This window comes from Geodermatophilus amargosae, from assembly GCF_900116515.1.
Lineage (GTDB): Bacteria > Actinomycetota > Actinomycetes > Mycobacteriales > Geodermatophilaceae > Geodermatophilus > Geodermatophilus amargosae.
In genome coordinates this window covers 356,425-368,954 of the sequence record NZ_FPBA01000002.1, presented here as the reverse complement: position 1 = coordinate 368,954, position 12,530 = coordinate 356,425, and the positions used below count along the sequence as shown (strand labels likewise).

Genomic DNA, 12,530 nt, shown 5'->3' with positions numbered 1-12,530 from the left:
CTGCGTATGACGTCGCCCTACCGGGCTCCCATCGCGGCCAGGTGCCGTCCCCGGCCGCCGCGGAGCCCCTCCCGTGTCCCGGTCGGGGACCCTCCGGGCCCCGCGACCGGGCCACTCCCGGTGCCTGCCGTCCCCGACGGGTCAGGGGACCTCGCCGTTGCCCGGGCGCCGAGGCGTCACGTGACGCAACGCCTCTCCTAGCCGTCGGCGAGGCGGCGCATGGTCTCCACGGTGCGCAGCCGGCTCTCCCGGCTGTCGTCGAGCGGCTGCAGCGCGAGGGTGGTGACGCCGGCCTCGGCGTAGGCGGCGACCCGCTCGGCCACGTAGGACTCCGGTCCGATGAGCGACACCTTGCGGACGAACTCCTCGGGCAGTGCCGCGGCTGCCTCGTCCTTCTTGCCGCCCAGGTAGAGGTCCTGGACGGTCTCGGCCGCCTCCTCGTACCCGTAGCGCCGTGCCAGGTCGTTGTAGAAGTTCTTGCCCTTGGCGCCCATGCCGCCGACGTAGAGCGCCAGCTGCGGCCGGACGTGGTCGTGCAGGTGGTCGACGTCCTCGCCGATCGCCACGGGCACGCCGCAGATCACCTGCAGGTCGCCGAGCTCGGCGTCGCGCTTGGCCGTCCCGGCCCGCAGGGAGTCGCCCCAGACGTCGTCGGCGCGCTCCGGCATGAACCAGATCGGCTCCCAGACCTCGGCGATCTCGGCGGCCAGCTCCACGTTCTTCGGGCCGAGCGCGGCCAGCATGACGGGGATCCGCTCGCGCACGGGGGTGTTGATCAGCTTCAGCGGCTTGCCCAGGCCGGTGCCCTGGTCGGCCGGCAGCGGCACGGTGTACTTCGGGCCGCCATGCACCAGCCGGTCCCGCCGCCACACCTGGCGGCAGATCTCCACGACCTCGCGGGTGCGCTGCAGCGGCGCGTCGTAGGGGACGCCGTGCCAGCCCTCGATCACCTGCGGGCCCGAGGCGCCCAGCCCCAGCGTGAACCGGCCGCCGGAGACGAAGTCCAGCCCGGCCGCGGTCATCGCCGTCAGGGCCGGCGTGCGGCTGTAGATCGGCAGGATGGCGCTCATCAGCTCGACCCGCTGCGTGACGGCGGCCAGGTAGCCGAGCTGGCTGACGGCGTCGAAGGTGTAGACCTCCGCGCACATGGCGAGGTCGAGCCCCGCGGCCTCCAGGTCGACGATCTCTGCCGCCGTCTCCTGGAAACCCCCCGCGTAACTGGCCTGGATGCCGATGCGCACCTGCACTCCTCTGGTCGGCGGCGCCCGCGTCGGCGCCACCGGCGACCGTAGCGGGGGCGGCGGCCCCCGGGACGTGCGGGAGCGGCTCAGGCGGTGCGGCTGCGCAGGGGCCGGATCACGCCGACGACCTCGGTGACCACGCGGACGCCGTCGACGTCGCGGGGGACCAGTCCGGCCGCGGCCGCGTCGGCGACGTCGACCTTGACCACGTAGCCGCTGTCCCGCCGCGCCAGCCCGATCCCGACGACGCCGGGCTGAGCGGACAGCTGACCGGCGAGCGTGGTCTTGGCGGCGCGGGCGGCGGCACGGTCGGTCACGAGGTCTCCTCGCTGACGCCCGCGTGCCGGGTGCCCGGGACTCGGGGGGTCCCGGACGGCCGCGCGGGCTCGGTCACCTCCCCATCGTGCCTCGTTCCCGCCCGGAGCGACATCCCCCTGACCCGGGGGAACGACCTCGAGCGGTCAGGAGGCGACCCACTCCACGCCCAGGGTGGCCAGCACCGTCGACAGCGGGTTGGCGAAGGTCAGCCCGGCGCCGCCGCTACCCCCCTCGCTGCTGCCGGCGAACAGCAGGGCCAGGGGCACGCGGTCGGCGCTGCGCCAGATGACCGAGCCGCTGTCCCCGCCCTCGGAGAAGGCCCCCGACAGCCCCTCGATCTCGATCTGGTCGTCGAAGACGTGCACGCCGTCGTCGTACTGGACGGCGACCCCGTCCACCTCCACGGCGGTGACCCGCCCGCGCGTGTGCCCCGTGGTGCGGCCGACCTTCTCGACCTCCTCGTCGGGCTCCACCTCCTCGCCGTCGGCCACGGTGGCCGCCAGCGGCCCACCCGGCACCAGGCCGGGCTCGGCGTCGACGCCCTCGTCGAGGACGGCGACCGCGGCGTCGACCCGGTTGGGGCCGTCGGAGAAGCGCTCGAAGGCGCTCAGCGTGGCGACCCGGTCGGTGGCGACCCCGCCGTCGGCCGGCCCGGGCTGCAGCACCGCGTCGCCCACCGCGCCGGCGTCGGCCGCGGCCAGCACGTGGTTGTTCGACAGGATCGCCAGGCGGCCGCCGAGACGGACGAAGCCCCCGAGCGTCCCGGCGCTCACCGCGGGGTGCGCCACCGACAGTCCCGGGCGGAGCGGGCGGGCGCGCCGCTGCAGGTCGGCCGGGGGAGGGGAGGAGAAGGGCAGTATCGGCCCGGTCACGCGGACGTCGACCTCGGCGCGCACCGCGTCGTCGAGGCCGGTCAGCAGCACCCGGGCGTCGTCCTGGGCGGCCACGCGGATGGCCAGGTGTGCCCTCCCCGGCCCGACCGGAGTCAGCCCGATGGCCGGCCGGGTCCACAGCCGGCCGCCCAGTCCGCTCGCGGTGGCCAGGGGGAAACCCTCGGACAGCCGGGCGGACAGCCGGGCCTTGAGCTCTCGCGCCGAGTCGATCTGCACCGTAGCCTCCGTTGCGGTGAGTGGTCTCGTTGGGACCGACGGTAGGGGGACCCACCGACAGTCGCGCGGCCGTCGGGACGTCCACGCCGGTGCCGCACGCCTGGCGGAGGCCCTCCGCCGCGGTACAGTGCGACCTCCCCCGGGACCGTCGCGGACGGCCCCCGCGGCCGCCGGGAATGGCCGGCGACACCGCGCCGTTGGCCCCGTCGAGCGGGCCCGGGAGGCTGGCAGGCCCTGCCCGCTCGGCCATCGGGACCCGGCTTTGACCGGCTCCGAGACCGCGGGTATCGTGGGCAGCCGTGCCCAGGGTGTCCTGGGCCTGCTCCCGTTCGCGGTGCGCCTGGGTGTCCGGAGGTCCGTCCTCCAGGCCGCGGGTCCGCCCCGGTGAGCCGTCCACGACGGACGGTCCCGGAGGTGGCGGCGCCGAGTCGCGGGGGGCGACCTGTCCGGTCCGATCACGACCGGTCCCGGGACGGGCGACACGCCCGACCGCGGGGGCCGGATGATGGCTCATGACCAGGGCGGACGACCCCGGCAGGACCGGCACCGGCGACACGACAGCAGCACCGTCCACAGCACGACCCAGCGCAGGTAGGAGATCCAGGCCACCCATGCCCACGATCAACCAGCTGGTCCGAAAGGGCCGCGAGGACAAGGTCGAGAAGACCAAGACCCCGGCGTTGAAGGGCTCCCCTCAGCGTCGCGGCGTGTGCACCCGCGTGTACACGACGACGCCGAAGAAGCCGAACTCGGCGCTGCGCAAGGTCGCTCGCGTCCGCCTCACCAGTGGCATCGAGGTGACCGCGTACATCCCGGGCGTCGGCCACAACCTGCAGGAGCACTCGATGGTGCTCGTGCGCGGCGGCCGTGTGAAGGACCTCCCCGGCGTGCGATACAAGATCATTCGCGGCTCGCTCGACACCCAGGGTGTCCGCAACCGCAAGCAGGCTCGCAGCCGGTACGGCGCGAAGAAGGAGAAGAGCTAATGCCGCGCAAGGGCCCCGCGCCGCGCCGTCCGCTGGTCGCCGACCCGGTCTACCAGTCGCCGCTGGTCACCCAGCTGGTGAACAAGGTCCTGGTCGACGGCAAGCGCTCGGTCGCCGAGGCGATCGTCTACGGCGCCCTCGAGGGTGCCCGTACCAAGACCGACACCGACCCGGTGGTCACGCTCAAGCGTGCGCTGGACAACGTCAAGCCGGCCCTCGAGGTCCGCAGCCGCCGCGTCGGCGGTGCGACCTACCAGGTCCCGGTCGAGGTCCGCGCCTCCCGGAGCACCACCCTCGGCCTGCGCTGGCTCATCCAGTACAGCCGCGCCCGCCGCGAGAAGACGATGACCGAGCGCCTCATGAACGAGCTGCTCGACGCCAGCAACGGCCTCGGTGCCGCGGTCAAGCGCCGCGAGGACACGCACAAGATGGCCGAGTCGAACAAGGCCTTCGCGCACTACCGCTGGTAGTCGCACCCCGCTGGTGACGCACCCGTCCACCAGCACCCGCCGGCGGGAACGCCGGGCCACCCCCGGACACCCGCACGCGGACCAGATACAAAGAGGAGACGACAGATGGCCAGCAACGCGGCCCAGCTCGCCAAGACCCGCAACATCGGGATCATGGCGCACATCGACGCCGGCAAGACCACGACGACCGAGCGCATCCTCTTCTACACCGGCATCAACTACAAGATCGGTGAGGTCCACGACGGCGCGGCCACGATGGACTGGATGGAGCAGGAGCAGGAGCGCGGCATCACCATCACGTCCGCCGCGACCAAGTGCTCCTGGAACGACCACGACATCAACATCATCGACACCCCGGGCCACGTCGACTTCACCGTCGAGGTGGAGCGGTCCCTGCGCGTGCTCGACGGTGCCGTGGCCGTGTACGACGGTGTCGCCGGCGTGGAGCCGCAGACCGAGCAGGTGTGGCGGCAGGCGGAGAAGTACGGCGTCCCGCGCATGTGCTTCGTCAACAAGCTCGACCGCACCGGTGCCGACTTCTTCCGCTGTGTGCAGATGATGATCGAGCGGCTCGCGGCCAACCCGCTGGTGCTGCAGCTGCCGATCGGTGCCGAGGCCGACTTCATCGGTGTCGTCGACCTGGTCCAGATGCGCGCGCTCACCTGGCGCGGTGAGACCAAGATGGGCGAGGACTACGCCATCGAGGAGATCCCCGCCGAGCTCGCCGAGCAGGCCGCCGAGTACCGCGAGAAGCTGCTCGAGAACATCGCGGACTTCGACGACTCGCTGATGGAGGACTACCTCGGCGGCGAGGAGATCACGGTCGACCGCCTCAAGGCGGCCATCCGCAAGGCCACCATCGCCGGCCAGGTCAACCCGGTGCTCACCGGCACCGCGTTCAAGAACAAGGGCGTCCAGCCCCTGCTCGACGCGGTCGTCGACTACCTGCCCAGCCCGCTGGACATCGAGGCGATCGTGGGCACCGCCCTCGACGGCGAGACCGAGGTCCTGCGGCACGCCGACGAGGACGAGCCGTTCTCGGCGCTGGCCTTCAAGATCCAGACCGACCAGCACCTGGGCAAGCTGACCTACGTCCGCGTGTACTCGGGCAAGCTCGACTCCGGCTCCCCGGTGCTCAACAGCACCAAGGACCGCAAGGAGCGGGTCGGCAAGATCTACCAGATGCACGCGAACAAGCGCGAGGAGCGTCAGGGCGTCGGCGCCGGCGAGATCGTCGCCGTCAACGGCCTCAAGCAGACGACGACCGGGGACACCCTCTGCGACCCGCAGAAGCCGGTGATCCTGGAGTCGATGACCTTCCCCGCGCCGGTCATCTCGGTCGCCATCGAGCCCAAGACCAAGGGCGACCAGGAGAAGCTCGGCACCGCCATCCAGAAGCTGGCCGAGGAGGACCCGACCTTCCAGGTCCGCCTCGACGAGGAGACCGGTCAGACGGTCATCTCCGGCATGGGCGAGCTGCACCTGGAGATCCTCGTCGACCGCATGCGGCGCGAGTTCCGGGTCGAGGCCAACGTCGGCAAGCCGCAGGTCGCCTACCGCGAGACCATCCGCAAGGCGGTCGAGAAGGTCGACTACACCCACAAGAAGCAGACGGGTGGGTCCGGCCAGTTCGCCAAGGTGCAGGTGAGCATCGAGCCGCTCGAGGTCGCCGCCGACGGCCCGACCTACGAGTTCGTCAACGCCGTCACCGGTGGTCGCATCCCGAAGGAGTACATCCCCTCGGTCGACCAGGGCATGCAGGACGCCATGCAGTACGGCATCCTCGCCGGCTACCCGATGGTGGGCGTCAAGGCCACCCTCGTGGACGGCCAGTACCACGAGGTCGACTCCTCCGAGATGGCCTTCAAGATCGCCGGCTCGATGGTCTTCAAGGAGGCCGCGCGCAAGGCCAGCCCGGCACTGCTCGAGCCGATGATGGCCGTCGAGGTCGTCACGCCCGAGGACTACATGGGCGACGTCATCGGCGACCTGAACTCCCGGCGCGGGATGATCCAGGCGATGGAGGAGCGCTCCGGCGCCCGCGTCGTCCGGGCCCTGGTCCCGCTCTCGGAGATGTTCGGCTACGTGGGCGACCTGCGCAGCCGCACCCAGGGGCGGGCGAGCTACACCATGGTGTTCGACACCTACGCCGAGGTCCCGCAGAACGTGGCCAAGGAGATCATCGCCAAGGCCACCGGCGAGTGACCCGCCGGGCGGGGTAGCCCCCGCCCGGCCCCCCAGCAAGCCCACCCCAGCGTCAGCACGACTGCGACACCACGAGGAGAGGAACCCAGTGGCCAAGGCCAAGTTCGAGCGGACCAAGCCGCACGTCAACATCGGCACCATCGGGCACATCGACCACGGCAAGACCACGCTCACCGCGGCGATCACCAAGGTCCTGCACGACAAGTACCCGGACCTCAACGAGGCGTCGGCCTTCGACCAGATCGACAAGGCGCCCGAGGAGAAGGCCCGCGGCATCACGATCTCGATCGCCCACGTCGAGTACCAGACGGAGAACCGTCACTACGCGCACGTCGACTGCCCCGGGCACGCCGACTACATCAAGAACATGATCACCGGTGCGGCGCAGATGGACGGCGCCATCCTGGTGGTCGCCGCCACCGACGGCCCGATGCCGCAGACCAAGGAGCACGTCCTCCTGGCCCGCCAGGTCGGCGTCCCCTACATCGTCGTGGCGCTCAACAAGGCCGACATGGTCGACGACGAGGAGATCCTCGAGCTCGTCGAGCTGGAGGTCCGCGAGCTGCTCAGCGAGTACGAGTTCCCGGGCGACGACGTCCCCGTGGTCCGCGTCTCGGCGCTGAAGGCCCTCGAGGGCGACGCCGAGTGGGGCGACAAGCTCATGGAGCTCATGAACGCCGTCGACACGGCGATCCCCGAGCCCGAGCGTGAGATCGACAAGCCGTTCCTCATGCCCGTCGAGGACGTCTTCACCATCACCGGTCGCGGCACCGTCGTCACCGGTCGCGTGGAGCGCGGCATCGTCAAGGTGTCGGAGACCGTCGAGATCGTCGGCATCCGCCCGAACTCGACCTCGACCACCGTCACCGGCGTCGAGATGTTCCGCAAGCTGCTCGACCAGGGCCAGGCCGGCGACAACGTGGGTCTGCTGCTGCGCGGCATCAAGCGCGAGGACGTGGAGCGCGGCCAGGTCGTCGTGAAGCCCGGCTCGATCACCCCGCACACGAACTTCGAGGGTTCGGTCTACATCCTCTCGAAGGACGAGGGTGGCCGTCACACGCCGTTCTTCAACAACTACCGTCCCCAGTTCTACTTCCGGACGACCGACGTCACCGGCGTCGTGACCCTGCCGGCCGGCACCGAGATGGTCATGCCGGGCGACAACACCGAGATGACGGTCGAGCTGATCCAGCCGATCGCCATGGAGGAGGGCCTCCGGTTCGCCATCCGTGAGGGTGGCCGCACCGTCGGCGCCGGTCGCGTCACGAAGATCGTCAAGTAACACCTCTGACGGGCGGCGGCCGGTTGCGGCCGCCGCCCGTCCTCGGGTGGCCGGACGCGCACAGCTGTGTGCACCGCCACTCATCCGCTGGGGCCAGACCGGATGACGTCCGGACGCACCCGGCGTTCCCCAGCTAGCAGAACAGCGATCGGCAGGAGCGAGAGACAGCGATGGCGGGACAGAAGATCCGCATCAGGCTGAAGGCCTACGACCACGAGGCCATCGACGCCTCGGCGCGGCGCATCGTCGACACGGTCACGAAGACCGGTGCGCGCGTCGTCGGCCCGGTGCCGCTGCCGACGGAGAAGAACGTGTACTGCGTCATCCGCTCGCCGCACAAGTACAAGGACTCGCGCGAGCACTTCGAGATGCGCACGCACAAGCGGCTCATCGACATCCTCGACCCGACGCCGAAGACGGTCGACGCGCTCATGCGCATCGACCTGCCGGCCTCGGTCGACGTGAACATCCAGTAAGGACCGAGACCAGTCATGGCGAGTACTTTCCGCGGACTCCTCGGCGAGAAGCTGGGGATGACCCAGGTCTTCGACGAGAACAACCGCATGGTGCCGGTGACCGTGGTCAAGGCCGGCCCCAACGTGGTGACGCAGGTGCGCACCCCCGAGGTCGACGGCTACTCGGCCGTCCAGCTCGGCTTCGGTGAGATCGACCCCCGCAAGGTGAACAAGCCCGAGGGTGGTCACTTCGCGAAGGCCGGGGTCACGCCCCGCCGCCACGTGGTGGAGCTGCGCACCGAGGACGCCGGCCAGTACACGGCCGGCCAGGAGCTGACCGTCGACGTGTTCGACGGTGTGGCCAAGGTCGACGTCATCGGCACCAGCAAGGGCAAGGGCACCGCCGGTGTCATGAAGCGTCACGGCTTCAAGGGCCTCGGCGCGGCACACGGCACCCAGCGCAAGCACCGGTCGCCGGGCTCGATCGGTGGTGCCTCCACCCCCGGCCGCGTGTTCAAGGGCCTGAAGATGGCCGGGCGCATGGGCGCCGTCAGGACGACGACCCTGTCGCTGGTGGTCCACAAGGTGGACACCGAGCGCGGGCTGCTGCTGATCAAGGGCGCGATCCCCGGTCCGAAGGGCGGGCTCGTGCTCGTCCGTTCGGCCGTCAAGGGCGGCCCCGTGGGGAGTGACACCAAGTGACCCAGTCGACCGCGACCGAGGGCGCGCGCGCCGACCGCCAGGTCGACGTCCGCACGCCGGCGGGGGAGACCGCCGGCAGCGTGACGCTGCCCGGTGACCTCTTCGACACCACCGCGAACGTCTCGCTGCTGCACCAGGTGGTCGTGGCCCAGCTGGCCGCGGCCCGCCAGGGCACGCACGCGACGAAGACGCGTGGCGCCGTCCGGGGTGGTGGCGTCAAGCCCTACCGCCAGAAGGGCACCGGCCGGGCCCGTCAGGGCTCCATCCGCGCGCCGCAGTTCACCGGCGGTGGCACGGTCCACGGCCCCCAGCCGCGGGACTACTCACAGCGGACGCCCAAGAAGATGAAGGCCGCCGCCCTGCGCGGTGCTCTCTCGGACCGGGCGCGCGAGGGCCGCGTGCACGTCGTCAGCACCTTCGTCGACGGGGACGCCCCGAAGACCAAGGCCGCCCTGGCCACGCTCGACGCGGTGACCAGCGCCAAGCGCGTGCTCGTGGTCCTGGACCGCGACGACACCCTCAACTGGGTGAGCCTGCGCAACGAGCCGCGCGTGCACCTGATCGAGGCCGGCCAGCTGAACACCTACGACGTCCTGGTCAGCGACGAGGTCGTCTTCACCGAGACCGCCCTCGCCGAGTTCGTCGCCGGTCCGCACGGCGGCCACGGTGGCAGCGGCGGCACCTCGCTGGTCAAGCCCGACCTGACGACGCCGGACATCCCCGGCGCCATCCCGTCGATCCAGCCGGCCCAGGGCACCACCGACCTGGACGTCGACCCGGGCACCGCCCAGGACTCCGTGGCCGACGAGGCCACCGACAGCACCGAGGAGAAGGCATGAGCGTCCGCGACCCCCGGGACGTCCTGCTGGCGCCGGTCATCTCGGAGAAGAGCTACGGGCTGCTGGACGACAACCAGTACACGTTCGTGGTGCTGCCCGAGGCGAACAAGACCCAGATCAAGATCGCGGTCGAGCAGGTCTTCGACGTGAAGGTCCTCGCCGTGAACACGATCAACCGCCAGGGCAAGCGCAAGCGCAGCCGCGGCACGCAGATGGGCAAGCGCAAGGACACCAAGCGCGCCATCGTCTCGCTGGCCCCAGGCGACCGCATCGAGATCTTCGGTGGTCCCGGCGCCTGAGCGCCTGGACCGATCGGACCAGAGATAGAGGACTGAGTCAGCAATGGCTATCCGCAAGTACAAGCCGACGACGCCGGGCCGCCGTGGCTCTAGCGTCGCCGACTTCGCCGAGGTCACCCGCGACCATCCCGAGAAGTCGCTGGTCCGACCGCTGCACGGTCGCGGCGGGCGCAACGTGCACGGGAAGGTCACCGCCCGCCACCAGGGCGGCGGCCACAAGCGCGCCTACCGCGTCATCGACTTCCGTCGGGCGGACAAGGACGGCGTGCCGGCGAAGGTCGCGCACATCGAGTACGACCCGAACCGCACCTCCCGCATCGCGCTGCTGCACTTCGCCGACGGCGAGAAGCGCTACATCATCGCGCCGGCCCGGCTCAAGCAGGGCGACACGGTGGAGTGCGGCCCTGCGGCCGACATCAAGCCGGGCAACAACCTGCCGCTGCGCAACATCCCGGTCGGCACGGTGGTGCACGCCATCGAGTTGCGCCCCGGTGGCGGCGCGAAGATCGCCCGCTCGGCCGGCACCAGCGTCCAGCTGGTGGCCCGTGAGGGCCGGTTCGCCCAGCTGCGGATGCCCTCGGGCGAGATCCGCAACGTCGACGTCCGCTGCCGCGCCTCCATCGGCGAGGTGGGCAACGCCGAGCAGTCGAACATCAACTGGGGCAAGGCCGGCCGCATGCGGTGGAAGGGCAAGCGCCCGACCGTCCGCGGTGTCGCCATGAACCCGGTGGACCACCCGCACGGTGGTGGTGAGGGCAAGACCTCCGGTGGCCGCCACCCGGTGAACCCGAAGGGCAAGCCGGAGGGCCGCACGCGCAAGCGCAAGGCCAGTGATGCCCTGATCGTGCGCCGCCGGCGCACCAACAAGAAGCGCTGAGCGGGTAGAGGAGTCCGACAGACATGCCACGCAGCCTGAAGAAGGGCCCGTTCGTCGACGACCACCTGCTCAAGAAGGTGGACGTCCAGAACGAGAAGGGCACCAAGACGGTCATCCGGACCTGGTCCCGCCGCTCGACGATCATCCCCGACATGCTCGGCCACACCATCGCCGTGCACGACGGGCGCAAGCACGTCCCGGTCTTCGTGACCGAGGCCATGGTCGGGCACAAGCTCGGCGAGTTCGCCCCGACCCGGACCTTCCGGGGTCACGTCAAGGACGACCGCCGGTCGCGGCGCGGCTGAGCCTGGTCTGAGAGAGAGACACGAGATGACTTCCCAGCTGGGTGAGGAGACGCAGGTCGCCCGGGCCGTTGCCCGTGGCGTCCGCGTCGCCCCCATGAAGGCACGGCGGGTGGTGGACCTCATCCGCTACCTGCCCACCGACGAGGCCCTGGCGCTGCTGCGGTTCGCGCCGCAGGCCGCCAGCGAGCCGGTGGCCAAGGTCGTCGCCAGCGCCGTCGCCAACGCCGAGCACAACCTCCGGCTCGACCCGGCGGCGCTCGTCGTGAGCGCGGCCTACGTCGACGAGGGCCCGACCATGAAGCGGATCCGGCCGCGCGCCCAGGGCCGCGCCTACCGCATCAACAAGCGGACCAGCCACATCACCGTCGAGGTGAGCGAGTTCGGCGCCAGCGCCGAGCTCGCCGGCAAGTCGCGCACCGCCCGCCGCCGCACCGGCCAGTCCGGTCCGGCAGTGCAGCAGACAGGGCAGCAGCAGGGCACGCAGCAGCGCTCCAACACGAGGGGAGGGACCCGCTAGTGGGTCAGAAGGTCAACCCGCACGGGTTCCGCCTGGGCATCACCACCGACTACAAGTCCCGGTGGTACGCCGACAAGCTCTACAAGGACTACGTCAAGGAAGACGTGGCCATCCGCAAGCTCATGTCCAAGGGCATGGAGCGCGCCGGCATCTCGAAGGTGGAGATCGAGCGCACCCGTGACCGGGTCCGGGTCGACATCCACACCGCCCGGCCGGGCATCGTCATCGGCCGCCGCGGCGCCGAGGCCGACCGCATCCGCGGCGAGCTGGAGAAGCTCACCGGCAAGCAGGTGCAGCTCAACATCCTCGAGGTGAAGAACCCCGAGGCCGACGCCCAGCTGGTCGCGCAGGCCGTGGCCGAGCAGCTGTCGAGCCGGGTGAGCTTCCGCCGCGCCATGCGCAAGGCCATGCAGTCGGCCCAGCGCAGCCCGCAGGTCAAGGGCATCCGGGTGCAGTGCTCCGGGCGCCTGGGCGGCACCGAGATGAGCCGGTCGGAATTCTACCGCGAGGGTCGTGTCCCGCTGCACACCCTCCGGGCGAACATCGACTACGGCCTGTACGAGGCCCGCACGACCTTCGGCCGCATCGGCGTGAAGGTGTGGATCTACAAGGGTGACGTCAGCGGCTCCCGTGCCGAGCGCGAGGCCCTCGAGGCCCTCGCCGCCCGGCAGCAGCGCCGCGAGCGTCCGCAGCGTCCGCGCCGTTCGGGCTCCAGCGGCACCACCGCCGGTGGCACCGAGGCCGGCCGCGCTGCGGCCGAGTCCTCGACCGGCCCGGAGACGGCCGCCGAGACCACGGCGGACGAGAGCAGCGTGGCCGTGACCTCGGGCGAGCTCGGGTCCGAGCAGACCCTCGGCGAGGCCGCGGGCCCCGCGGGGACCGCCGCGGCCGAGTCGACCGCGAACGAGACGACGGAGGGCTGACA

The 12,530-nt window shown here is 71.1% G+C and carries 15 protein-coding genes; 12 read left to right on the top strand and 3 right to left on the bottom strand.

Annotated features, from left to right (window positions below; translation table 11 throughout):
• Positions 1–197 precede the first annotated feature (197 nt).
• From BM414_RS04460 to BM414_RS04450, 3 genes are all read right to left on the bottom strand, one after another.
• Positions 198–1,241 (bottom strand): LLM class F420-dependent oxidoreductase, encoded by a 1,044-nt coding sequence (locus BM414_RS04460; RefSeq protein WP_093578207.1) that lies wholly within the window; start codon positions 1,239–1,241, stop codon positions 198–200.
• An 86-nt stretch (positions 1,242–1,327) separates the two neighbouring features.
• Positions 1,328–1,558, bottom strand: coding sequence for a hypothetical protein (locus BM414_RS04455; RefSeq protein WP_093578206.1), 231 nt, complete (start codon positions 1,556–1,558; stop codon positions 1,328–1,330).
• A 144-nt stretch (positions 1,559–1,702) separates the two neighbouring features.
• On the bottom strand, positions 1,703–2,668 hold the full coding sequence (locus BM414_RS04450; RefSeq protein WP_093578205.1) for a hypothetical protein: 966 nt from the start codon (positions 2,666–2,668) through the stop codon (positions 1,703–1,705).
• 611 nt (positions 2,669–3,279) lie between these two features.
• Here BM414_RS04450 and rpsL point away from each other — a divergent pair.
• The 12 genes from rpsL (at position 3,280) to rpsC (ending at position 12,528) form a co-directional block, all read left to right on the top strand.
• The gene (gene rpsL / locus BM414_RS04445) at positions 3,280–3,654 is read left to right on the top strand and encodes a 30S ribosomal protein S12 (protein ID WP_012950487.1); all 375 of its coding nucleotides are present in this window, start codon (positions 3,280–3,282) and stop codon (positions 3,652–3,654) included.
• Entirely contained in the window at positions 3,654–4,124 is a 471-nt protein-coding gene (rpsG, locus tag BM414_RS04440; RefSeq protein WP_093578204.1) for a 30S ribosomal protein S7, read from the top strand. Before rpsL ends, rpsG begins: the two co-directional genes overlap by 1 nt.
• 105 nt (positions 4,125–4,229) lie before the next feature.
• Entirely contained in the window at positions 4,230–6,329 is a 2,100-nt protein-coding gene (fusA, locus tag BM414_RS04435) for an elongation factor G (RefSeq protein ID WP_093578203.1), read from the top strand.
• An 88-nt stretch (positions 6,330–6,417) separates the two neighbouring features.
• Positions 6,418–7,611 carry an elongation factor Tu gene (gene tuf / locus BM414_RS04430; RefSeq protein ID WP_093578202.1) on the top strand — a complete coding sequence of 398 codons (1,194 nt, stop codon included), beginning with the start codon at positions 6,418–6,420 and terminating at the stop codon, positions 7,609–7,611.
• A gap of 170 nt (positions 7,612–7,781) precedes the next feature.
• Positions 7,782–8,087, top strand: a complete 306-nt coding sequence (gene rpsJ / locus BM414_RS04425; RefSeq protein WP_014742859.1) for a 30S ribosomal protein S10 — start codon at positions 7,782–7,784, stop codon at positions 8,085–8,087.
• 15 nt (positions 8,088–8,102) lie between these two features.
• A complete protein-coding gene (gene rplC, locus BM414_RS04420) occupies positions 8,103–8,768 on the top strand; it encodes a 50S ribosomal protein L3 (protein ID WP_093578201.1) in 666 nt (221 codons plus the stop codon).
• Positions 8,765–9,607 carry a 50S ribosomal protein L4 gene (rplD, locus tag BM414_RS04415; RefSeq protein ID WP_093578200.1) on the top strand — a complete coding sequence of 281 codons (843 nt, stop codon included), beginning with the start codon at positions 8,765–8,767 and terminating at the stop codon, positions 9,605–9,607. Before rplC ends, rplD begins: the two co-directional genes overlap by 4 nt.
• Entirely contained in the window at positions 9,604–9,906 is a 303-nt protein-coding gene (rplW, locus tag BM414_RS04410; RefSeq protein WP_093578199.1) for a 50S ribosomal protein L23, read from the top strand. Before rplD ends, rplW begins: the two co-directional genes overlap by 4 nt.
• Before the next feature lie 43 nt (positions 9,907–9,949).
• A complete protein-coding gene (gene rplB, locus BM414_RS04405) occupies positions 9,950–10,783 on the top strand; it encodes a 50S ribosomal protein L2 (RefSeq protein WP_093578198.1) in 834 nt (277 codons plus the stop codon).
• 23 nt (positions 10,784–10,806) lie between these two features.
• Positions 10,807–11,088 (top strand): 30S ribosomal protein S19, encoded by a 282-nt coding sequence (gene rpsS / locus BM414_RS04400; protein ID WP_073421347.1) that lies wholly within the window; start codon positions 10,807–10,809, stop codon positions 11,086–11,088.
• 25 nt (positions 11,089–11,113) lie between these two features.
• Positions 11,114–11,605, top strand: a complete 492-nt coding sequence (rplV, locus tag BM414_RS04395; protein ID WP_093578197.1) for a 50S ribosomal protein L22 — start codon at positions 11,114–11,116, stop codon at positions 11,603–11,605.
• Positions 11,605–12,528 carry a 30S ribosomal protein S3 gene (rpsC, locus tag BM414_RS04390; protein WP_093578196.1) on the top strand — a complete coding sequence of 308 codons (924 nt, stop codon included), beginning with the start codon at positions 11,605–11,607 and terminating at the stop codon, positions 12,526–12,528. The genes rplV and rpsC overlap by 1 nt, the downstream gene beginning before the upstream one ends.
• Positions 12,529–12,530 lie beyond the last annotated feature (2 nt).